The 22,071-nt window shown below is 57.7% G+C and carries 18 protein-coding genes; 12 read left to right on the plus strand and 6 right to left on the minus strand.

The window, feature by feature from the left end; all coding sequences use genetic code 11:
• Window positions 1-15: 15 nt before the first annotated feature.
• The 4 genes from KP699_RS11545 to KP699_RS11560 are packed head-to-tail and all read right to left on the minus strand — an operon-like array spanning window position 16 to window position 4,451.
• Window positions 16-1,329, minus strand: a complete 1,314-nt coding sequence (locus KP699_RS11545; RefSeq protein ID WP_215762722.1) for an exo-beta-N-acetylmuramidase NamZ domain-containing protein — start codon at window positions 1,327-1,329, stop codon at window positions 16-18.
• Window positions 1,326-2,813 (minus strand): sodium:solute symporter, encoded by a 1,488-nt coding sequence (locus tag KP699_RS11550; protein ID WP_215762723.1) that lies wholly within the window; start codon window positions 2,811-2,813, stop codon window positions 1,326-1,328. The genes KP699_RS11545 and KP699_RS11550 overlap by 4 nt, the downstream gene beginning before the upstream one ends.
• Window positions 2,810-3,538 (minus strand): copper homeostasis protein CutC, encoded by a 729-nt coding sequence (locus KP699_RS11555; RefSeq protein ID WP_215762724.1) that lies wholly within the window; start codon window positions 3,536-3,538, stop codon window positions 2,810-2,812. The genes KP699_RS11550 and KP699_RS11555 overlap by 4 nt, the downstream gene beginning before the upstream one ends.
• Window positions 3,525-4,451, minus strand: coding sequence for an ROK family protein (locus KP699_RS11560; protein ID WP_215762725.1), 927 nt, complete (start codon window positions 4,449-4,451; stop codon window positions 3,525-3,527). Before KP699_RS11560 ends, KP699_RS11555 begins: the two co-directional genes overlap by 14 nt.
• A gap of 182 nt (window positions 4,452-4,633) precedes the next feature.
• On the opposite strand from KP699_RS11560, the gene KP699_RS11565 reads away from it, so the two are divergent.
• The 5 genes from KP699_RS11565 (at window position 4,634) to KP699_RS11585 (ending at window position 12,857) form a co-directional block, all read left to right on the plus strand.
• Entirely contained in the window at window positions 4,634-5,773 is a 1,140-nt protein-coding gene (locus tag KP699_RS11565; protein WP_215762726.1) for an ROK family transcriptional regulator, read from the plus strand.
• A gap of 199 nt (window positions 5,774-5,972) precedes the next feature.
• A complete protein-coding gene (locus KP699_RS11570) occupies window positions 5,973-8,399 on the plus strand; it encodes a TonB-dependent receptor (protein WP_215762727.1) in 2,427 nt (808 codons plus the stop codon).
• A gap of 92 nt (window positions 8,400-8,491) precedes the next feature.
• Window positions 8,492-9,793, plus strand: coding sequence for a glucose/galactose MFS transporter (gene gluP / locus KP699_RS11575; RefSeq protein ID WP_308164917.1), 1,302 nt, complete (start codon window positions 8,492-8,494; stop codon window positions 9,791-9,793).
• Between the two features lie 6 nt (window positions 9,794-9,799).
• The gene (gene nagB, locus KP699_RS11580) at window positions 9,800-10,594 is read left to right on the plus strand and encodes a glucosamine-6-phosphate deaminase (protein ID WP_215762728.1); all 795 of its coding nucleotides are present in this window, start codon (window positions 9,800-9,802) and stop codon (window positions 10,592-10,594) included.
• Between the two features lie 67 nt (window positions 10,595-10,661).
• Window positions 10,662-12,857 (plus strand): beta-N-acetylhexosaminidase, encoded by a 2,196-nt coding sequence (locus KP699_RS11585; RefSeq protein WP_252347004.1) that lies wholly within the window; start codon window positions 10,662-10,664, stop codon window positions 12,855-12,857.
• 65 nt (window positions 12,858-12,922) lie between these two features.
• Here the strand turns inward: KP699_RS11585 and KP699_RS11590 are convergent, their stop codons facing one another.
• A complete protein-coding gene (locus KP699_RS11590) occupies window positions 12,923-13,858 on the minus strand; it encodes a LysR family transcriptional regulator (protein WP_215762729.1) in 936 nt (311 codons plus the stop codon).
• Window positions 13,859-13,974: 116 nt separating this feature from the next.
• On the opposite strand from KP699_RS11590, the gene budA reads away from it, so the two are divergent.
• The 6 genes from budA (at window position 13,975) to KP699_RS11620 (ending at window position 21,209) form a co-directional block, all read left to right on the plus strand.
• A complete protein-coding gene (budA, locus tag KP699_RS11595) occupies window positions 13,975-14,757 on the plus strand; it encodes an acetolactate decarboxylase (protein WP_025828175.1) in 783 nt (260 codons plus the stop codon).
• Window positions 14,758-14,781: 24 nt separating this feature from the next.
• Window positions 14,782-16,470, plus strand: a complete 1,689-nt coding sequence (gene alsS, locus KP699_RS11600; protein WP_215762730.1) for an acetolactate synthase AlsS — start codon at window positions 14,782-14,784, stop codon at window positions 16,468-16,470.
• 277 nt (window positions 16,471-16,747) lie between these two features.
• Window positions 16,748-18,445 carry a thiamine pyrophosphate-binding protein gene (locus KP699_RS11605; protein WP_215762731.1) on the plus strand — a complete coding sequence of 566 codons (1,698 nt, stop codon included), beginning with the start codon at window positions 16,748-16,750 and terminating at the stop codon, window positions 18,443-18,445.
• Window positions 18,446-18,472: 27 nt separating this feature from the next.
• Complete coding sequence (locus KP699_RS11610; RefSeq protein ID WP_025828180.1) at window positions 18,473-19,216, plus strand: (Fe-S)-binding protein; 744 nt, start codon at window positions 18,473-18,475, stop codon at window positions 19,214-19,216.
• Window positions 19,213-20,622, plus strand: a complete 1,410-nt coding sequence (locus KP699_RS11615) for a lactate utilization protein B (RefSeq protein WP_077930460.1) — start codon at window positions 19,213-19,215, stop codon at window positions 20,620-20,622. Before KP699_RS11610 ends, KP699_RS11615 begins: the two co-directional genes overlap by 4 nt.
• Entirely contained in the window at window positions 20,622-21,209 is a 588-nt protein-coding gene (locus KP699_RS11620) for an LUD domain-containing protein (protein WP_077930459.1), read from the plus strand. Before KP699_RS11615 ends, KP699_RS11620 begins: the two co-directional genes overlap by 1 nt.
• A 91-nt stretch (window positions 21,210-21,300) precedes the next feature.
• Here the strand turns inward: KP699_RS11620 and KP699_RS11625 are convergent, their stop codons facing one another.
• Window positions 21,301-21,882 (minus strand): hypothetical protein, encoded by a 582-nt coding sequence (locus KP699_RS11625; protein ID WP_252347006.1) that lies wholly within the window; start codon window positions 21,880-21,882, stop codon window positions 21,301-21,303.
• Window positions 21,883-21,905: 23 nt separating this feature from the next.
• Between KP699_RS11625 and KP699_RS11630 the strand changes: the two genes are divergently transcribed.
• On the plus strand, window positions 21,906-22,071 hold a 166-nt coding region (locus KP699_RS11630; protein ID WP_215762733.1), incomplete at its 3' end, for a helix-turn-helix domain-containing protein.

Here is a 22,071-nt window from a genome sequence, read left to right on the forward strand (position 1 = left end):
ACAAAAATCCTGTTGTTAGTACAAAAGAAAGGACTGGCGCAGGGCACGGAAGGACGCGAGGTCTTTCTCCCATATGGCGGCCAGAGCCTGAGCATCAGCCCCTTTATCCAGCATGGGCCGGATCTGCGCGTTTCCGCAAAGCTGGTCAAAAGTTTTTCCATTTCCCTGCCAGAAAGACGGGCCAGCCAGATGCCGCCCGGTGCTGAGCAGCGTCATGCCGGTGGCAATAGGGGCAAAGCTGTTACGGTCCGTCACGGCGCAGTGCAGGCCGTGCAGCAGCGTATTCTTGAAAGGGTCTACAAGGGATGTGAACCACACATCCCGGAAGGCCGTGCCGGCACATCCGGCTTTTGTGGCCGCCGCCCAGACGCGGCCATCGACAGCGGCGCTCCCCAGATACAAAAACGGCATGGTTGTGCCGCGCCCGACGGAAAAACTGGTGCCTTCAAACAGGCAGGTGCCCGGATAAACCAGTGCTGTTAACGGAGTGGGCATGTTGGGGCTGGGCGGGCACCATGTCAGGCCCGTATCTTCAAAAAACATGCCACGCTGCCAGCCTTCCATCGGGAGAATATCCAGCGTGGCTTTTTTGCCTGTCTGTGCAGAAACGAAAACGGCATTGAACAGCCGGGCAAGTTCCGCAACCGTCATGCCATGGCGCAGGGCAATGGGTGCGCGGCCAACAAAAGAGGCCAGTCGCGGGTCCAGCACCGGGCCGGAGGCGTCCAGTCCGGAAATCGGGTTGGGGCGGTCCAGCACCAGTATGGGGAGCCCAAGCTCGGCGCAGGCCATCATGCAGTCATAGAGCGTCCAGATATAGGTGTAGAACCGGGAGCCCGTATCCTGAATATCAAAAACAAGAAGTGTGATACCTGATTTTTTCAGGATATTTTTCAGCGCATCTCCGGTTTTTGTGTAAATATCATACACGGTGCAGCCTGTTTCCGGGTCCTGCATTTCCGGTTCTGAAAAGCCTTCCCGCATGGACCCGCGAAAGCCATGCTCCGGCCCGAAAATGGCCTGGAGCTGCACGCCCTCTGCCTGATGCAGGCAGTCTACAATAGAGGTGAGGGAATTATCCACGCTGGCGACATTGGCAATCACGCCAACCTTGTGCCCCCGCAGCGGTGCGTAGCCTTGCTCCCGCAGTTTTTCAAACCCGATTTTCACGCGGCCCGCAGGCGTTTTCTGGCAAGGGGCGGCGTGCGCAGGTGTTGCGGCCTGCGCCGGGACGCCGGATGCCAGCCGGGACGCGACTAAGGCTCCCCCCAGCCCGAGAAGAGCCTTGCCGCTCTGGCGTGCGAGGGCGCGGCGGGGAAGGTTGGTCATGCGTCAGAGTTCCGTGCAGAGCGTGAGAAAAGGCCGCGCGCCAGCCGCAGGCTGGTCGCAAAGAAAAATAGCAGCAGGATGCCTGTCAGAATTAGCCAGGGGAAGGCAAGCGGGTGCCCGGCGGGCCGGACTGTCGCCATCGCCAGCAAAACGAGCGGCACGGTCAGGCAGAAGGCCGGAATCAGCTCCGTTGCACGGGCCGAGGGGATGGTCATACCCGCCAGAAACGTCCCCAGCATGGGACCATATCCGCAGGCTGCAATGGAAAAGCCCAGCAGCACCGCAGACTGGCTCCCCTGCGCAAACAGCAGTGAGCAGCCTACAAGAATCACGCTCCAGAAGACTGTAAAAGCCCGTGCAAGCCCCAGCGGGCTGAGGGACAGGATGCGGCCCAGTTTTGTGCAGAGTGCAGAAAAATCTCCCACTGTGGCCGCGGTCATGGCGGAGAGGGTGGAGGACAGAGAACCCATTGTCGCCGCCAGAATGGCCGCCACCATCAGGCCGCGCAGGCCAGCGGGCAGACCATGCACAATATAGTCCGGGAAAATCGCATCGGGTGAGGATAGCCCTGTCTCCTGCAACGGAACCTGCCCGTGATACAGCCACAGCAAAATCCCAACGCCAGACAGCAGGAAAAATAGCGCGGTGACGCCCACGGCGCTGCCCATCAGAGCCATACGGGCTTCCTTCAGGCTGCGGGCGGCCAGCACGCGCTGCACCATAAGCTGGTCTGTGCCGTGGGAGGCCAGCGTCATCAGTGTTCCGCCCCCAATGGCTGCAATGGGGGTAAATGCACTGCTGAAAGGCGTGCTGGCATGCGCGAACAGAGCGAACTTCCCGGCATGCTGTAACGTACTGAAGCTGCCTGCGGGCAGACCGTGCATCAGCAGCGCGGCGCAGATGGCCGAACCACCCAGATAGAGGCAGAACTGAATAGCGTCTGACCACACAACCGCGCGTAAGCCGCCGCATAACGTATAAAAAAGCGTGATCCCGACAACAGTTGTCAGAAGAACCATATGGGGAACAGCCATATGCGTTGCCGCGAGCATGGCTGTCAGAGGCAGCATGCCTGCAAACAGCCGGACGGCCTCGGCCAGAACGCGCGTGCCCAGAAAGGTTGCGGAGGCAATGCGCTGCATCCGTGCGCCAAAGCGCTGGCCCAGATAGTCATACGCGCTCAGCATACGGCCTGAACTGTAAAGTGGCAGGAATTTCCACGCGACAATCGCACGGCCCAGCAGATACCCCAGCGCCAGCCCGACAAAAACCATCCCGTTGCCAAACGCCACGCCGGGCACACTGATAACGGTCAGCGTGGATGTTTCCGTCGCGACCATAGACAGGCACAGCGCCCACCAGGGCAGATCATGGCCGCCTTCCAGATAGGCGCTTGTGGAGGATTGTTTGCCTGAGAGCAGGACGGCCAGCAGAGGCATGCCAGCCAGATAGGCCAGCATGACGCTCAGATCGAGCAGGTTCATGCGGGCTGGCTTCCGGTCTGTCGTGTGGCGGCTATCAGGGCGCGGATAGCGTCAGCATCTGTCACGACAGGTTGGGAGCCAAAGCCCAAAGCCGCATCCTCCGGGTCCGCAACAGAGGGTTTGCGGCAGGAGGCATGGACTTCTGTCACGCCGGTCTGGCGGATCAGAGTCGCAACATTTCCGGCTTTCACGTCGCTTCCCGCCAGAATGACAAGCCGTCCTGCCGCCTGTTTCTGCAACCGGGCGAGGCAGTCGGCACCCTCCGGCGCGGTGGGCTTCTGGCCGGAAGTCAGAATGCGTGTAAAGCCTGCGGAAATAGCAAATTCCAGCTCTGCAAACGGATCTTGCGTCAGGTCAAATGCGCGGTGCAGCGTGCGTTCCAGAGGGCCACAGGCATCGCACTGGCGCAGGAGCAGTTCATGGTCCAGATGCCGGTCTGGCCGGAGCGCGCCCAGCACCACCCCGGTCAGTCCCGCCGCCCGGGCAGCACGAATATCGTTCTGCATCACGGCGGCTTCCTCTGCGTCAAAAATGAAGGAACCGGCCCGGGGGCGGATCATCGCAAGGGTAGGCAGAGGGCGCTGGGCCGCATACGCCATTAGGCCCGCGCTGGGGGTCAGGCCACCGGCGTCCAGTGAGGCACAAAGCTCCAGCCTGTCGGCTCCCGCGGCCTCTGCCGCCTGAATGCCCTGCGGGGTTTCTATGCAGATTTCAACACGGATCATAGCAAAGCTCCGGCCCGAGGCAGGCGGCACCAAGAATTCCGGCATCTTTACCCAGAATGGCGCGCCGGAGGAGGGGCTGAGATGTAGGAGAGAGAATACGGTCCCGCACCGCACGGTCCAGCGTCTGAACAAGGAGATCAGAATTACTTAATCCGCCAGCAACAGGGACAACGGTGCTCCCCGTGACGTTCAGAACATGAGCCAGAGCCGCACTGGTGTATGTCATCCAGACAGATAGTGTTCTGGTGGCCTGCCTGTCTCCCTCTTCCCAAAGTCTGAGAATGGCATGGCTTGTTTCATGTGTTCCGCCTGCCCAGAGATGCAGCCGTTCGAGAGATCTGGCACCCGCAATAGTATCAAGACAGCCTGACTGCCCGCATCCACAGCGGAACAGGGGCACCGTGGCGGCAACTTCATCCGGGTCTGTCAGAAACGGCGGCGCAATGACAACGGGCGCATGCCCCAACTCCCCAGTAACACCGCCCAGACCAGGTACAATCTGCCCGTCCAGAACCAGCCCCCCGCCAATGCCCGTGCCCAGAATAAGGCCGAAAACATTGCGGTGCCCTCTGGCCGCACCAAACCGCGCTTCTGCCAGCGCAAAACAGTCAGCATCATTGCCGATATGGACCACACGCTGCGTGCGCAGACTCAGTTTTTCTCTAAGCGGTACGGTCAGAATCCCGGGAATATTAGCGGCGTGAACATGGCCTGTCTGCGGGTTTTCAACCCCGGCAATCGCAATATGCAGCGGCAGGGCAGGATAGGGGGCGCACAGTGTTTCTAACGCGGTGATAAAGCTTTCGGCATCGTCAACCGGTGTGGGCACGGCATGACGCTGTTCCAGTCTGCCATCCGGATGGACGAGAGCAAAATCGATAAACGACCCGCCGATGTCTGCACAAAGAAGCATAAGGACATCCGTGATTAAACGCGCTGGACAACACGGTACGCAAAAATACGACCCGCTAACTCTCTTCCCTTCCGGGTTAGTATTTCAAAGGGAGTTTGTAAATAACATTCCACCTGTTTGCCTGACTTGTTTCATGCCATAAATTATCTTTCCGTATCGGTTTTGCAGGGAAAGGACGGCCCATGCTGTCTTCAGGCCATTATCAGATTCTCAGCACTCTGAGCCGCCATGGCGCACAGAGCCGGACGGAACTCGCGCAGGAACTGGGGCTGAGTAAAGCCGCTATTTCCGCACTGGTGCGGGACCTGCTGGATCGCGATATCTTGTCTGAACAGGACCCTGTTTACGGGGCGGGCCGGCCTTCTGTACCGCTGGTGGTGCGGGCGAATGCCGCATGGTTTATCGGTATTTCCCTTCAGGATGATCCGGCGGTTGTGGTGCTGACTGATCTGCACGGGACAACTCTGAGCAGAATCGAAGTGCCCCGTCTGGCGGACCCGGAGGAGTGCGTCACGCTTCTGGTTAAAACGGTCAAAACCCTGCGGGCGTCTCTGGGGAAGGAGCGGGCAAAACTCTCCGGGATTGGCCTCGCTCTGCCCGGTTTTGTGGCCAGAGACAGGCAAACCTGTCTGGCCTGTACAGCCCTTGGGTGGCGGAATATCAACATAGGGGCGACGCTGGCTGAGCGGACGGGGTTGCCTGTGTGGGTGGAGAATGATGCCAAGGCGCTGATTCTGGGTGAGCAGCTCTTCGGTCCGCTCAGAGGCAGCCCGGATTTCAGCATGATTTTTGTCAGCCACGGCATCGGCTGCGCCCACATCGTCAATGGGCGTTTGCTATGGGGTAATACTGGCGGCGCGGGGGAAATCTCGCATGCGCCTGTCACGTTAGATCCGCAGCAGGCGTTGCCGTGCCGCTGCGGCAATCGCGGGTGTCTGGAAACTGTGGCGTCCCTTCTTGCCATCGGGAATGCGGCCAGACAGGCGGGGTTATCAACCAGCACGCGGGATCTGGCGCGTCTGGCGGCGGAGGGTCATGCGGATGCCGTCAGTACCCTGCACAGGGCGGGCTCCGCCATGGGGATTGCGACAGCGCAGCTTATTCAGATGCTCGATCCCAGCCATGTTGTGGTGATGCTTGACCCGGCCCTGAAAGAAAGCGTGTACGGCCACGCCCTGCAATATGAGGCCGAATCCCATATCCTGCACCGCACAAACGCCTGTACCATGATCAATTTTCGTGATTTTGAGCCGGAAAGTTTTGCCAGGGGGGCGGCAAGTCTCGCGGCGCGGTATTTCATTTTTGGGCACGGCGGGGTCTGAAATCATCTCGGACCGCTTCCGAAATGTGTCTTTTGTGCAACGATAAGCGAGAACATGCGGCAAAATCTTTGTTTGTGGTGTGAATTAAATCGTTCTCTTTAAACCCCCATTGCATACTAACAACGGAATTTGCAGGGTTACGTTTCTATTTGGGAATGATGTGAGGCATTTCCACGATCGGGCAAGGGGGTTGTTCATCATGCGTCTTTCACTGCGTCAGCTTTCAGTCTCCTGTGTTGCGCTGACGGGTCTTCTGGCCGTGTCCGCGCATGCGCAGTCAGCGCCTGCTTCATCATCCGGAAGTCAGGTAAAGAAGCTTTCCAAATCTTCTGCTCCTGTCCGGAAGAAGTCTTCCGCCGGAAACGGGCTGAGCTCTTCCGTTCTGGGCCAGTTTACCGGTGGCACGGAAGAAATTTCCGTCACCAGTCACTCCGTCTCTTCTACAGGTGTGACCAACCGGACACCGGGTGGCGGCCTGATGCCGCATCAGACAGCCCCGCGCTCACAAAGCGGCATCACGCGTGATTTTATCGCCAAACAGGCACCCTCTTCAAACATCACGTCTCTGGTAGCAGATTTGCCGGGTGTGACCGTTTCCAGTCAGGACCCGTTCGGGATGACAGGAGACCATCTTCAGGTACGTGGCCTGAACGAAACACAGATGGGCTACCTGTTTGAAGGCGCGCCTCTGGCTGATCCGATCAACTATGCGCCTTACACATCTACGCTGATTGACTCTGAAAACCTGGGGTCCGTGACGGTCTCACAGGGGTCCCCTGATCTGAACGCGCCGTTCTATAACGCGGTGGGTGGTCAGATTACCGCGACAGCACTCAACCCGTCCCATAAAGCAGGCGGCTTTCTGGATCTTGGTGGCGGGTCTTACAGCTACAATAAGGAATTTATCCGTCTGGATACCGGGGATATCGGTAATTCCGGCGTGCGTGGATATGTGTCTTTCTCCCACACCAGTTATGATAACGGGGCGCGTGGGCCGGGCGGCCTGCTCCGCTATCATCTGGACTCAAAATTCGTTAAAGAATGGGGTGACGGGAACAGCATTTCCGCAATTTTCTCGTACAACAAGCAGTCCGCAACATCATGGCGCTCCCCCACCAAAGCGCAGTGGGACCAGTATGGGGTGGGCTTCTCCTATGATAAACACTTCACGCCCGGCGATTCCAGATATTACAAGCTGAATCAGCAAAACCTCAATCAGCAGCTTGTTGTTCTGCCGATGCACTTCACGTTGGCGGACAACCTGCATCTGCATGTCTCGCCCTATTATGTGCACCAGTTTGGCCCCTCTCTGGGCGGTGAGAACATTCCTGCCTCAGGCGGGTATTTTGGCACACAGCAATATGGTGACCTGAATGTGGGGACGCCGGTAAACGGCTCCATCCTGACTTCCAGCCGTGATCCGTGGAACCAGAAGACTGGTGGTCTCAATGTCTCTGCGGACTGGCGCCTGTCCAGAAGTAACACGTTCTCCTTCGGCTGGTGGTATGCCTATACCACGCATGAAGAGCTGTCCGATTTCCGCCCCGTTTATGCGGATGGCAGCGGCTGGTCCGGGGATGTGATCCGCGTAGGCGGTAAGATCCTGACCGGGTATGACCTGAACTTCATGCAGCAGGTCAACACGCTGTTTATTGCGGATACGCAGAAGTTGCTGAATGATAAACTGACCCTGAGTGCCGGTTTCCGCGTTGCCATGGTCTCCCGTCAGGGCACAAACCTTGTGCCGGGCGCGGACCCGTACAAAATGCAGGGCAACTATTTTGAACCGCTGCCGCAGTTTTCCGCCAGCTACATGATCACGCCCAAGGATCAGATTTACATCAACGGCACCACGTCCTTCCGTGCGCCGGAATCTGTGGAAGCCTATTCCCAGATTTTTGATCCCAATGCGTCCCACGCTACCATGCAGCCGCAGAGCCTGAAGCCGGAATATTCCATCAGTGAGGAAATCGGCTATCGTCATCAGGGGAATTTCTATAATTTCTCCATGTCGCTGTTTAATATCAACCTGACAAACCATCAGGTGACATCCACCGGCTACATCCCCAACACCAACATGATGGTGGCGTCTCCCATCAATATCGGCGGGCAGACATCCCGCGGGGTGCAGGCGGAATTTGGTCTGGCCCGCTGGCACCATTTCAGCCCTTATCTGTCCGGGCAATTTCTGCATTCCACGTTTGACAATAACTTCAATACGGGCAGCGGTTATCTGCCAACAGCCGGGAAAATTGCTGTTCAGGCTCCCAAATTTACCGGCGCAATCGGCCTGAACTATGATGATGGCCGGTTCTTCGGCAACTTTGACCTGCGCTACGTGGATACACAGTACACCACGTTCATGAATGATGAGCAGATGCCAGCCTACGTGACCTCAAACATCACGCTGGGTTACCGCATGAAGTCCTTCAGCTACCTGAAGCACCCGCAGATCCAGCTTAACCTGACCAATATCGGGGATAATCATTATCGCTCCGGGTCCAGCTATACGGCCAACGCGCATCCGCACGTGACCTCTACCGGCGCTGTCGCTGCGGGGAGCGCTCCGGTTTATTATGTTGGCGGCGTGTTTGCCGCTATGGTGTCCATCTCTTCCGGGTTCTGAGAGCGTGCAGCAGGCTCTCAGCCCTGCTACGGTATAAAGAGTGAGATAAGGCGCCGGAGGCTTTCTCCGGCCCTTTGCTGAAGGAGTGCAGCGTGCTCAGGTTTCCGATTGCAAGTCCGGCCGGTGCGTATGGCTGGCGGCCTGTGCTGATTATGGCGGCCCTGTTTTTCAGTATCGGTTTTGTGACCTGGCTTAACGGACCGCTGATCACCTTTGTTCAGATTGCCTTTAATCTGAGCGATGTGGCGTCCTTTCTGGTGCCTGTCTGTTTTTATCTGGCCTATCTTGTCTTCCCGCTGCCTGCCACGCTGCTGGCCCGGCGGATCGGCCTGCGGCGTGGCCTTGTTGTCGCTCTTGCCATCATGGCGGCAGGTACGCTGCTGTTTGGGGAATGTGTCAACGGGCGGTGGTACGCGGGCGCACTCAGCGGCCTGAGTGTGATCGGCGCCGGGCTTTCCCTCCTGCAAATTACGGTTAACCCCTATGTCAGCCTGCTGGGTGATCATGATCGCGCGGCGCAGCGTATTGCCATTATGGGGATTGCCAACAAATTTGCAGGTATTGTGGCCCCGGTGCTTTTTGCACTGATTGTCATGCCGGATGTCGGGCAGGTTGTTGCCAATATCAGCCATACTCCGGCTGGACCCGTGCGGGACGCGGTGCTGACGCAGTTTACGCATGCTGTGCATGTGCCGTATCAGGTGATGGCCGGACTGCTCGTGCTGCTGGCCATTCTCGTTGCCCGTGCGCCCTTACCGGAAATTACCCTTGATGCCGCAGAACCGCAGGGGGCTCCAGCCCGTAAAGCTCAGCCCGTCTGGCTGCTGACAGGCGTTTTTGCCATGTTCCTGTATGTCGGCGTGGAGGTTATGGCGGGCGATGCCATCGGGCTGTTTGGACATTCCTTTGGCCTTTCTCTGGATATTACCAAATACCTGACAGCCCTGACGCTGGCCTCCATGATGCTGGGCTATCTGGTCGGGATGATTATTGTCCCGCGTTTTATCAGTCAGGATGGCTATATGCTCACCTGCTGCCTGCTGGGTATTGTCATCTGTCTGGTTGCTCTGGTGGCGCCCGGCCTTATTCCGGTTTTCTGTGTGGCATTGCTTGGGTTTGCCAATGCCATGATCCTGCCTGCGCTGTTCCCGATTGTGCTGGCAGAAGCCGGGTCTGATGGCGCGAAGGCAACGGCGTTTCTGGTCATGGCCTATTCCGGCGGGGCCGTGCTGCCGCAGATTTTTGTTCACATCGCCCCTATGCTGGGGAATTTGCACGCTTTTATGGCGCTGGTTATCCCGGCTTATATTTTTATTGCTGGCTGGAGCCTTGCTCTGCGTGCCAAAACAGGCGGCCCTGCTCCTGAATCCCTGATTATTTCCGCTGGAGACTGATTTTTTATGAAAGTCGTCATATGTTCCGATGCCGCCCAGACAAGACGTCTGGCGGCACAGGTGCTTGCACAACAGGTCCAGACAAAGCCTGAGTCCGTGCTGGGGCTTGCCACCGGCCGCACGATGGAAGCCATCTACGCGCAGCTTGCGGAAAGGGCTGAGGAGCAGTCTATAGATTTCAGCGGCGTGACGACGTTTAATCTGGATGAATATATCGGCCTGACGGCGCAGCACCCGCAGTCTTACCGCTACTATATGCAGACGCATCTCTTCCGGCTGATCAACATCCCCGAGCACAACACGCACGTTCCGGATGGCGCCGCAGAGGACGCTGAAGCAGAAGCCCGTTCTTACGAAAGCCGGATTGCTCAGGCAGGCGGTATTGACCTCCAGTTACTCGGGCTGGGGGAGAACGGGCATATCGGGTTTAATGAACCCCTTTCCGCGCTCAATGGCCGCACCCATGTCGTGACACTGGCGCAGGCCACGCTCCAGCAGAATGCGGTCATGTTTGATAATGACATGGCACAGGTCCCGGCCCGCGCTCTGACCATGGGAACAGGCACCATTCTGGACTCGCGCGAGGCCCTGCTTGTTGTCACGGGTGCTGCAAAGGCTGATATTGTGGCACGGGTTATTGAAGGGCCGGTCAGCGCGCTGGTGCCGGGGTCCGCCCTGCAATTCCATCCGCATTGTCTTGTGCTGCTGGATGAGGCTGCGGCCTCACGCCTGACACAGCGCGAGGCCATTTTCTGGCAAATGCAGCATGATCCCGAATTGCAGGCCTTTCTTTCTGCATAAACACGCTACCACAGACAGACACGGCAGATCGCCTGACAGCCGTTGCTTCAAAAGAATAGGACGCAGAATGACTCACCAGACTTTCTCAAAACTTCGTCGCGCACTTTTGGGCAGCGCTGCTGTTCTGACGCTCTCTGCCGCTCCCGCGCTGGCAGCGCCGCAGGGGATAGAGCCTGTGGCAGTTTCCACGGGCGTTGCACCGGCAGCACCGGCGCTTATGCCTGTGCCGGCTTCGGTGTCCCTGCCCGCCGGTGCGCTGCCGCTGAGTGGGGGCGTGACGATCCAGTGGGACCAGCAACCCTCTCCTCTGCTCACCCGTGCTGGGGAACGTTTTACAAAGCGCATCAACATGCTGGCGGGCCGGGTGCTCCCTGAGCAGGTGGACACTGCGCAGGCAGGGCAGGTGACAAGTGTGCCCGTGCATATTCAGGTGGGTGAAGACCGGGACGCGCTGACAGTCCACGCAAAGGAAAATTACAGCCTTCAGGTCAATGCGTCTGGCGTAACGCTGACAGCCGACGGCCCGGACGGCGTTCTGCATGGTCTGGCAACGCTGGCCCAGCTTGTCACGCGGGGTGAAAACGGGCCGCAACTGGCGTTTGCCACCATTACGGACAGCCCGCGCTTCCCCTGGCGCGGGATCATGATTGATACGTCCCGGCATTTCATGGCGGTTGAAACGCTCCAGCGGCAGCTTGACGCGATGGAACTGCTCAAAATGAATGTGCTGCACCTGCATCTGAGCGATGGCACCGGCTTCCGCGTTGAAAGCAAACGCATGCCGGAACTAACGGAAAAAGGGTCCCACGGCCAGTATTACACGCAGCGGGAACTGAAAGATCTTGTAGCGTATGCTGCTGATCGTGGCATTCGGATTGTGCCGGAGTTTGATGTGCCGGGGCACGCACTGGCGCTCTTGCTGGCGCACCCGGAACTGGCCGCGCAGAGCCCTGTCAATCCGGAGCCGAAAAACAAGAATAACGCCGCACTGGACCCGACCATTCCGGAAACACTCCGCTTTGTCCGCAAACTCTACGCGGAAATGGGGAAACTGTTCCCGGATGCGTATTTCCATTCCGGCGGTGATGAAGTGGACCCCCGTGAGTGGATGAAAAATCCGAAAATTGTTGCCTATATGAAGGATAACGGGTTTGCCACGCCGCAGGCCCTGCAGGCGCACTTTACGGCTGAGGTTCAGAAAATTCTCGCGGATCAGGGTAAGGTCATGGTGGGCTGGGATGAGGTGAGCGAAGCGCCAATTCCCAAAGAAGTTGTTGTGGATGTCTGGAGAAGTTCAAAGTTTCTGGCCTCTGCGTCAGCGGATCATCATCCGGTTATCGTGTCTGCCGGGTATTATCTTGATCTGCTTCAGCCCGCTTCCCAGCATTATCTGGTGGACCCGTATGACCCGGCGGCAAACGGCATTACCCGCGCACAGGCCGATAAACTTCTGGCAAAAGGCGGGCGGCCTGATCTGGTCAATGCCTTTGTGAAAGAACCGGCCCCCGCTCCGCTGACGGATGAGCAGAAGCAGTATATTCTGGGGGGTGAAGCGCCGCTCTGGTCCGAACTGGTGACTGATGAAATGCTGGACGCCCGCTACTGGCCACGCGCTGCGGCCATTGCGGAACGCTTCTGGTCTCCCGCATCCGTGCGCGATGTGAATGACATGTATCGGCGTCTGGCCGTGGTGAATACGGAATTGCAACTGACGGGCGTACAGGCCAACACACACCGGATGGCGCTGCGCCTCTCCCCTGCCAATGCTGACCCGGTGGAGCGTCTGGCCAGTGCCACGGTGCCGCTGCGCAATTACGTCATGAACCGTTATGTCAGCCATCATGGTGATGCGCTTGATGAAATTGGGGAAGTTACGTCTCCAGATCCGTTCCCTGCCGTGCGCTTCAGCATGCTGGTGGACCAGTATGTTGCGGGTGACAGGTCTGTTGTTCCGGCATTGAAGGCCCAGATGCAGATCTGGCGGGATAACGATGCCGCATTCCAGCAGGTGGCGAGAGTGCGCGGTTTGTCCGAGGCGGTCCCGACGTCCCACAATCTTGCGGTTATGGCCGCAGCGGGACTGAATGCCCTGAATAGCCACAAGAAAAAAATCTCTTCTGCTGAAAAGAAGATTTTTGATCAGGAAGAAGAGCTGATCAACAGCTCGGCTGATGTGACCGGATCATTCTCCGGCACAACCTTCCCGCCGGGTGGGTTGATGATTATTGCTGAACCGGCCATCCGGAAACTGGTTGGTCTGTAAAACAGTGTTACCGGGGCTTCTGGAAAGGGAGCCCCGAATTTTTTAGAAGTCTGACAAAAAGACTTTTACGGGTCTGCTGCGGGAAACTGGTCTTCAAGGCTCATATTTTCCCATTTCCGGCAGGCGGTGCGAAGAATTTTCACAAAACGCGAGACCAGAGGCATATTCTGGCCGGAGCGGATGGCAACGGCTAATGTTGCGCGTGGGGCTGGTTCGCTCAGGGTGTGGAAGGTCACGCCGCCCGCATGAATCTGGCTGAGTGAGCGCGGCACGACGGACACCCCAAGCCCTGCGGCCACCAGCGGCACAGTCCCGGCAATCTGCGGTGCCTGCTGCCCCATGGGGGGGGTAACACCTGCCAGTTGGTAGGCTGATAAAATAGCGTCGTGAAAGCCAGGACCCAGTTCACGCGGGAAGATGATCAGCGGATCTTTAGCAACCATGTCCAGACTGATCACCGGATGGTGGGCCAGCCGGTGCCCGCGTGGCAGGGCGATAACAGTCGGTTCATCCAGCAGATGAGAAACAGAGAGGCGCGCCGGGTCCGGCACGGGCGGCCGGATAATGGCAAGGTCTGTACTGTGGTCATGCAGCGCCGCGCAGAGTGCTGGCGTATTGCTTTCTTCCAGTGAGAGAGTGACATCTGGCGCGCTTTCTCTAAAGCGCCGGATGGCAAGCGGGATCACCGGCAAAAGCGGCACAGCCCCCGCCAGCCCGAGCCGGATATGCCCTAACTCGCCCCGCGCCAGCCCGTGGGCCGTCACCAGAAACTGGGCCTGAAGGTCCAGAATGGTGCGGGCGCGGGGCAGGAGGGTCGCCCCGATTTCCGTCAGCTTTACCCCGCGGGTCTGGCGCTCAAACAGGGCCACGCCCAGTTTCTGCTCCAGTTGCTTGATCTGCTGGCTGAGGGGTGGTTGTTCCATCCCTAGCTCTTCTGCGGCACGGGTAATGCTGCCGTGGTCCGCCACAGTGACAAAATAGCGCAGGTGTCTGACATCCATCTGGCATATTTATATCATATGAAAAAAGCATTCAATATATATTGGAAGACTAGATCGCGCTGTAATAACGTCTGTGTCACTGAGATCAGCAACAATGAGTTTGAACAGTGCGCAGCATGAAGAACAGCCCGGTGGCAGACATGGACGTTCGGTCTTCTGCTCTCGGAAATGGTATCGGGAAGAAGCCCGTCGCCAACCGCCTTTATCAGACCTCTACCATGGCCGCTCTGCTGGATGCGGTGTATGACGGAGAAACCACGCTGGATGAAGTGCTGCATCACGGGAACTTTGGTCTGGGCACGTTCAACGCGCTGGACGGCGAGATGATTGTGACTGACGGCGTTGTCCGCCAGTTCCGGGCGGAAGGGCAGGCGGCGGAAGTTCCCGGTTCTCTGAAAACCCCTTTTGCCTGCGTGACGTATTTTGAGCCGGAAAAGACGCTCAATATTGATAAGCCGCAGACAAAAGAGACGTTTGAGGCACTGGTTGACCAGCTTCTGGGGAACCCCAACCTGTTTGGGGCGGTGCGCTTTACCGGGCAGTTTGAGCGGGTGGATACCCGCACGGTGTTCTGCCAGTGCAAACCGTATCCGCACATGCTGGATGTTGTGAAAAAACAGCCGACCCTGACGATGGAGTCTGTCACGGGTACCATGATTGGTTTCCGCACACCGGTTTATATGCAGGGCGTCAATGTTGCCGGGTATCACCTGCATTTTCTGACGGAAGATCAGAAACGCGGTGGCCATGTGACGGAATACCGGCTGGTGCGCGGCCAGCTTGAAGTCGCCGTGATCTCTGATCTTGAAATACAGTTGCCACGCACAGAGCAGTTTGCAAAAGCAAACCTCAATCCTGAACATCTGAGTGAAGCTATTCGGATTGCCGAAGGCGGCTGAAGCTTTTTAACAGGACTTAAAACAATGACCGAGCCTTCTGATCACGCCGCACAATGCGGCGCGGAGCTTATTGTCAAAAATCTGGTGGCGCATGGTGTCACGCATGTCTTTGGTATTCCGGGCGCCAAGGTGGACCGCCTGTTTGACGCGCTGGTTGATTCCCCGATTGAAACGGTAGTGACCCGGCACGAACAGAATGCGGCGTTTATTGCCGGTGGCCTTGGTCGCCTGACGGGTAAGGCGGGTGTGGCAATTGCAACATCCGGCCCCGGGGCTTCAAACTTTGTAACAGGACTGGCAACCGCTAATTCTGAAGGGGACCCGGTTCTGGCAATTGGGGGTGCCGTCAAGCTGGCTGACCGGCTCAAGCTGACGCATCAGACCATGGATACGGTCAGCCTGTTCAAACCCATTACCAAATATAGTGTGGAAATTACCAATCCTCTGGCGATTTCCGAAGTTATGGCCAACGCTTTCCGGTTTGCGGAAAGTGGGCGTCCGGGCGCTTCTTTTGTCAGCACGCCGATGGATGTGCTGTCCATGCCCGCGCAGGCGCCTGTTCTGGCAGATCGTGCCGTGCCAAAAACCGGCCCCGCCTCTGCCGAGACCATTGCTGACGCCACAAAGCTGCTGAAAAATGCCAGACGCCCGGTCGTGCTGCTTGGCCTGCTGGCCAGCCGCCCGGATGTGGCGGAAGCCGTGCGGGCGTTTGTGGCAACCACGGGTGTGCCGGTTGTCGGGACGTATCAGGCAGCCGGTGCGGTCTCGCATGAACTGGTGGACCGTTTTGGCGGGCGTGTTGGTCTGTTCCGCAACCAGCATGGGGACCAGCTTCTGCATGAAGCGGATGTGGTGGTGACCATCGGGTATAATCCGGTGGAATATGACCCCTGGCTATGGAACGTGAATGACGCCCGCAAGATTATCAATATTGATATTGTTGCGGCGGAACTGGATAACGCGTTTGTCCCGGTTGTTGAACTGGTTGGTGACATTGCCCCGACGGTGAAGGCACTGGCACGGGAGGCGGGTAAGCTGGCCCGTGCGCCAGAACTGGAATCTATTCTTGAGGGGTACAAAATTGCCCGTGCCGGGGCGCTGCGGGATGCGCGCAGCACAAGCAATACGGCCGTGCATCCGTTACAGATTGTCCGGGAACTGGAGCAGATTGTTACTCCGGATGTCACGCTTTGTCTGGATATGGGCACGTTCCATATCTGGCTGGCCCGCTATCTGCTCTCCTTCCGCGCACGTCAGGTGCTGATCAGCAATGGGCAGCAGACAATGGGGGTTGGTCTGCCGTGGGGGATTGCCGCAAGCCTGCTCAACCCGGCGCAAAAGGTTATTTCCATCTCCGGGGATGGCGGGTTCATGATGTCCAGCATGGAACTGGAAACCGCCGTGCGCCTCAAATGTAACCTGATCCATATGGTCTGGATTGATCAGGCCTATAACATGGTGGAAATGCAGGAGAAGAAGAAATACGGCCGTGGGTCCGGGGTGGAGTTCGGGCCGATCGACTTCGCCAAATACGCGGAAGCCTGTGGGGCAAAGGGCATCACCGTGACATCGGCTGACGGTGTGGGCAAGGCTCTCAGGGCCGCCATGGATATTGAAGGCCCGGTGGTTATTGCCGTGCCGGTTGATTATTCCCAGAACCACCTGCTGATGAAGCCGCTGGCCCAGCTTGGGGAAACGTCCGCAGCCGCCTGAGCAGAGTCAGGGCAGAAATCTGTTTTCGGGTGTTTTCATGTGGCGTTTCCTGTTATAACAGGAGGCGCCACATGCGGATTAAGGGCTGATTATGCAGGACGATTATCATCTTTGCCGGACTGCCGGGCCAGTATGCCCGTGGGCTTTCTGCACCCGTGCTGCGTTACACAGTGTGTGGGAGCAGTTACCAGCGGGCAGACGGAGTGCCATAAAGGGCGCAGCCGCCTGACATTCAGGCGGGCAGGTCTGTGCAGGGCACAACAGAAGGATAATCGGAATGCAGATTTCATCGCTTGATGCAGCCGGGCAGAAGGGCATGCGGCGTGGTGCGGCTGTGCTGCTTGAAATTCTGCGCAGTGAAGGGGTGGACTATATTTTTGGCAACCCCGGCACAACCGAGTTGCCTTTGATGGATGCCCTGCTGGAAGTGCCAAACGTCTCCTATATTCTCGGCCTGCAGGAAGCCAGCGTGGTGGCCATGGCTGATGGTTATGCTCAGGCGGCCCGCAGGCCGGGCTTCCTGAACCTGCATACAGCCGGGGGGCTGGGGCATGGTATGGGCAATCTGCTCAATGCCAGTGTTTCCCAGACGCCGCTGGTTGTTACGGCAGGCCAGCAGGATTCCCGGCACACCATTTCTGACCCGCTCCTGTTTGGAGATCTGGTGCAGATTGCCCGCCCTGCCGTCAAATGGGCGCAGGAAGTGGCCCATGCGGACCAGTTGCCTGTTCTGCTGCGCCGCGCCTTTCACGATTCCATGGCGGCTCCGGCTGGCCCCGTCTTTCTCTCTCTGCCCATGGATGTGATGGAGGAAATGAGCGGGGTTGATATCGGCACGCCGTCCGTGATCAACCGGGCTGCCGTGGCGGGCGGGCTGGAGGATCTGGCAAAGGCTCTTACACGCATTGCGCCGGGCCGGATTGCGCTGATTGCCGGGGATGAAGTTTATGCGTCCGATGCCGCGGCCGAAGTCGCGGCTGTAGCGGAGTGCCTTGGGGCGCCGGTCTATGGGTCCTCATGGCCATCCCGCGTGCCGTTTTCGACAGCGCATCCGCTCTGGTGCGGCAATCTGCCGACGCAGGCGACGGCTATTGCCGAGCGTCTGAGTGCATATGATGCGATTTTTGCCTTGGGTGGCAAATCGCTGATTACCATTCTCTACACGGAAGGCCCTGCGCTGCCGCCGGGCTGTGCGGTCTATCAGATGTCTTCTGATGTGCGGGATCTAGGCCGTACATTTAACACGCCGCTGTCCATTGTGGGGGATATCAAGGCTTCTCTTCAGGCGTTGCTGCCGCTGCTCAGCAAGGCAGCAAACCCGCATCAGGCGGACTATGCCGCTCAGGCCGAACAGGTGGCTGCTGCGCGGCGCGCCCAGCGGGCCGAAGCGATTGCGGAAGCAAAGGCCCGGCGGAATGAGGATGCCATCCCGCCGCGCGTTGCGGCATGGGAGGCTGTGCGGGCCATCGGGCCGGACGTAGCGATTGTGGATGAGGCCATTGCGACGTCGTCCGACGTCCGGCTGTTTCTGGAAAGCACATGGCCGGGCCAGTATTCCTTTTTGCGTGGCGGTGCTCTGGGGTGGGGAATGCCTGCCGCTGTCGGGGCGTCTCTGGGGCTGGGGCGCGACCGTGTGGTCTCGCTGGTGGGGGATGGGGCAGCGCTCTATTCTCCGCAGGCCATCTGGACCGCCGCGCATGAAAAACTTCCTGTCACGTTCATCGTCATGAACAATCAGGAATATAACGTTCTCAAAAACTTTATGAGACAACAGAAAGATTACCTTTCCGCACGTGAGGGAACGTATCCTGCGATGGATATTGTTAATCCGAGTATTGATTATCAGGCCATGGCGAAATCCATGGGTGTGCCGTCCTGCCGGGTGACACGCGCGTCTGATATCGCACCCGCCATTGAGGCTTCTCTGGCTTCCGATGGTCCCTCTCTTGTTGAGATCATGATCACAACAGGCTGAAAACCTGTTTTACCGCCGGAGGTTTGCATGAAAATAGGTCTTTTTATACCGTGTTATATTGATGCGTTTTACCCAAACGCAGGGATTGCCACACTGGAACTGCTGGAAAAGCTGGGTCAGGATGTGGACTACCCGCTGGACCAGACCTGCTGTGGCCAGCCTATGGCAAACTCCGGCTGCAATTCAGATGCCGCAGCGGCAGAAGCTCTCTTTGTGCGTAATTTTGCCAAATATGACGCCATCGTCATGCCGTCCGGCAGTTGCACGCATCATGTGCGGGATAATTTTGATGCAATCCCGCAGACGGAAGAGGTTCAACATGTTCGGAAAAACACGTTTGAACTGGTCGAATTTCTGCACGATATCCTGAAGGTAGAGGACTTCCCGTGGGCGGAATTCCCGCACAAGGTCGGGCTGCATAATAGCTGCGGCACCCTGCGTTCCCTGCGGACCGCCAGCATGTCTGAGCTTGGCGAGCCGTTTTTCTCCAAACCGATGGATCTGCTCAACAAGGTGAAAGGCATCTCCTTCGCAACGCCCAAGCGCCCTGATGAATGTTGCGGGTTTGGCGGCACGTTCTCTGTGACGGAAGAGGCCGTTTCTGCCCGTATGGGGCTGGATAAGGTCAAGGATCACCATCAGGCGGGTGCAGAATATATCGTCTCCGCAGATACGTCCTGCATGATGCACCAGCAGGGCTGTGCGGAACGTGGCGGTGTGCCCATCCGCTTTATTCATATCGCTGAAATTCTGAACGGAGCGCGGTCATGAAGGTCAAACCCGTCAATCACGCCAAGGCGGCAGAAGAATTTCTGGAAGATGCCCCGCATCTGACCTTCCATGATGAACGCCTGTGGGACATGCGCCAGAAGCGTGACCAGCAGATGCACCTCCTGCCCGAATGGCAGGAACTGCGCAGCCGGGCGTCTGCCATTAAAGAGCATACGCTTGCCAATCTGCCCGAATATCTGGAGCAGTTTGAAGCCAATGCCAAAAAGAACGGCATCCATGTGCACTGGGCGGCGGATGGTGCGGAACATAACCGCATTGTTGGCGAGATTCTGGAAAAGCATGGCGCAAAATCGCTGATCAAAAGCAAGTCCATGGTCACGGAAGAATGTGACATGCGCCCTTATCTGGAACCGCGCGGCGTGACCGTGACGGAAACAGATCTGGGTGAGCGGATTCAGCAGCTTGATGGCCAGATGCCCAGCCATATTGTGGTGCCGGCCGTGCATAAGCTGGTGCCGGATGTGGCAAAGATTTTCGCCAAGAATTACAATACCGACCCCAACGATAACAGCCCGCAGTCTCTGGCGGAATCCCAGCGGATGGCGGCGCGTCCGGTAATCCTGACGGCGGATGCCGGGATGACGGGCGGCAACTTTCTTGTGGCGGAAACCGGCACCTTTGTGGTCTGCACCAATGAAGGCAATGCCGACCTGAGCGCAACCGTGCCAAACCTGCATATCGCCACACTGGGGATTGAACGTATTGTGCCCCGCATGGCGGATATGGGGGTGTTTATCCGCCTGCTGTCCCGCAGTGCGCTGGGGTCTCCCATCACGCAGTACACCACGCATTTCCGTGGCCCGCAGAAGGGCGGGGAGATGCATATTGTGCTGGTGGATAATGGCCGTTCTGCCCGTCTGGGCATGGAAGAGTTCTGGACGTCTCTCAAATGTATCCGTTGCGGCGCGTGCATGAACACCTGCCCGGTTTACCGGCGGTCTGGCGGTCTGTCCTACGGGGCAGTCTATTCCGGCCCGATTGGCGCGATTATTGACCCGACCTTTAACGAGCGGAAATACAGCACGCTGCCGTTTGCCTCGACCATGAACGGAAGTTGTACAAACGTCTGCCCGGTCAAAATCAACATTCATGAACAGCTTTATAAATGGCGCCGTGTTCTGGCTGAACATCATGAACTGCCATTTGTAAAACGTGAAATCATGCATATGGCCGGAAAGCTGATGGGCCAGCCCACCCTGTACCGTACGGCCATTAACGGCACGGAAGTCGCGCTGAGCTCTCTGCCGCGCTTTGTGCTGTATAACTGGCTGAACCCATGGGGCAAACACCGTGAGTTGCCGCATCCGGTCAAGCAGACCTTCCATAGCTGGTATAAGAAAAACCGCCTTAAAGACAAAAAAGAGTCAAAAGGAGGGAAAGCCTGATGAGTTCCCGCGATAGCATTCTGGCAACACTCCGCGCGAACCGCCCGGACCCTGCCGCTCATGAACTGCCCCCCGTTGCTGTTCTGGGGGATATGGATGCAGGCAAGGCCCGCTTTGAAGATGCTCTGCAACTTCTGGGGGGGCAGATCCTGCTTCCGCAGGAAGGGGATACACTGGCAACGGCTATTGCACGCCGTTTTCCGGATGCCAAAATCATCTGTTCCGCTGTGCCGGATTTTGAAGGCACCATCCGTCTGGAAGATGTGGTCTCCCCGCAGCAGGCCGCGGCGACAGATGTTCTGGTGGTACGCAGCCCGTTCGGTATTTCAGAAATGGGCTCTATCTTTCTGAGCGAAGCGCAACTGAACAGCCTGAATTCCGCAGCGCATCTGACGCAGCATATTGTGGTGATTTTGTCAGAGAAGAACCTGACAGCCAATATGCACACAGCCTATGTCGAACGGCCTGAATTCCACACCGCAAAATATGGTGTGCTGATGACTGGCCCGTCCGCGACCGCGGATATTCAGGGCGTGCTGATCCGGGGTGCGCAGGGTGTGCGCTCCCTGTCGGTCTGGTGGGAATAAGACCAGTCTGAACCTTCGAAAAAGCCGGATCGGGAGAAATCCTGATCCGGCTTTTTTATGTCATTCTGACAGGGGTGATGCGCTTTCCGGTCTATCCGTTGACAGGAATAGTCACGATAGTCCCAGGATTTTTTGTGGTTTTTGAAAGCTCAAGCAGAATTTGCAGCATGGTAAACGCAAGTTTGCTGTCAAAATCATTTTCAGAAATATAATAATAACGCTTGTTGTAGCGGACTGAAGAAAACGTGTTTTCCGGCAACGTATTGCCAACATGCACCACTACAATGGGCTTTGTCTCACGCCCGATCAGCAGAATACGGGGCTGGGTGCGCCCGGACGTAATATCATCCTGTGGCACGTCAATCTGATACGCAATCTGCCCCAGCGCCCCCAGCATGGTGCGGGTCAGAATACGGATTTGCCCCGGCCGGGGCTGGCCCGCGCCGTAGACGGCCTCAACCCGTTCATCATGCGGCTTCATCTGAAAAAAGCGGCGGGTTTCATAAACGGTTTCGGCCAGAACAGGATTGTCGGTGGAGGAAACTGTCAGAAAAACACGGTCAAAAGACGGGGTTTTACCAGGGACTTCCGCGCTATGCTCAAGCTGGATGCCTAGAGCAGTTCCACTGAATCCTGAATCGAGAGGTGACAGTGAAGGCGTCTTGTGATTCACCGTTTTTCCTGATGGAGAGGGTGATGGCACGAGCATTGAGTGATGATCTTCGGAAGCGGGTTCTGGAGGCTGGAGCTGCGGGAGCATCGGCCCGCTCGATTGCGGCGCGGTTTGGTGTTGGGATTTCGACGGCGATCCGCTGGTTGCGTCGGGAACGTGAGAGCGGCGAGCGGACGCCCCGTCGTCAGG

Origin of the sequence: Acetobacter sp. P1H12_c (assembly GCF_018811975.1) — a bacterium.
Lineage (GTDB): Bacteria > Pseudomonadota > Alphaproteobacteria > Acetobacterales > Acetobacteraceae > Acetobacter > Acetobacter persici.

Excerpts from the sequence above, each read along its gene's own strand:
- KP699_RS11545 (WP_215762722.1), bottom strand. The coding sequence starts at position 1,329 with ATGACCAACCTTCCCCGCCGCGCCCTCGCACGCCAGAGCGGCAAGGCT.
- KP699_RS11550 (WP_215762723.1), bottom strand. The coding sequence starts at position 2,813 with ATGAACCTGCTCGATCTGAGCGTCATGCTGGCCTATCTGGCTGGCATG.
- KP699_RS11555 (WP_215762724.1), bottom strand. The coding sequence starts at position 3,538 with ATGATCCGTGTTGAAATCTGCATAGAAACCCCGCAGGGCATTCAGGCG.
- KP699_RS11560 (WP_215762725.1), bottom strand. The coding sequence starts at position 4,451 with ATGCTTCTTTGTGCAGACATCGGCGGGTCGTTTATCGATTTTGCTCTC.
- KP699_RS11565 (WP_215762726.1), top strand. The coding sequence starts at position 4,634 with ATGCTGTCTTCAGGCCATTATCAGATTCTCAGCACTCTGAGCCGCCAT.
- KP699_RS11570 (WP_215762727.1), top strand. The coding sequence starts at position 5,973 with ATGCGTCTTTCACTGCGTCAGCTTTCAGTCTCCTGTGTTGCGCTGACG.
- nagB (WP_215762728.1), top strand. The coding sequence starts at position 9,800 with ATGAAAGTCGTCATATGTTCCGATGCCGCCCAGACAAGACGTCTGGCG.
- KP699_RS11585 (WP_252347004.1), top strand. The coding sequence starts at position 10,662 with ATGACTCACCAGACTTTCTCAAAACTTCGTCGCGCACTTTTGGGCAGC.
- KP699_RS11590 (WP_215762729.1), bottom strand. The coding sequence starts at position 13,858 with ATGGATGTCAGACACCTGCGCTATTTTGTCACTGTGGCGGACCACGGC.
- budA (WP_025828175.1), top strand. The coding sequence starts at position 13,975 with ATGAAGAACAGCCCGGTGGCAGACATGGACGTTCGGTCTTCTGCTCTC.
- alsS (WP_215762730.1), top strand. The coding sequence starts at position 14,782 with ATGACCGAGCCTTCTGATCACGCCGCACAATGCGGCGCGGAGCTTATT.
- KP699_RS11605 (WP_215762731.1), top strand. The coding sequence starts at position 16,748 with ATGCAGATTTCATCGCTTGATGCAGCCGGGCAGAAGGGCATGCGGCGT.
- KP699_RS11610 (WP_025828180.1), top strand. The coding sequence starts at position 18,473 with ATGAAAATAGGTCTTTTTATACCGTGTTATATTGATGCGTTTTACCCA.
- KP699_RS11615 (WP_077930460.1), top strand. The coding sequence starts at position 19,213 with ATGAAGGTCAAACCCGTCAATCACGCCAAGGCGGCAGAAGAATTTCTG.
- KP699_RS11620 (WP_077930459.1), top strand. The coding sequence starts at position 20,622 with ATGAGTTCCCGCGATAGCATTCTGGCAACACTCCGCGCGAACCGCCCG.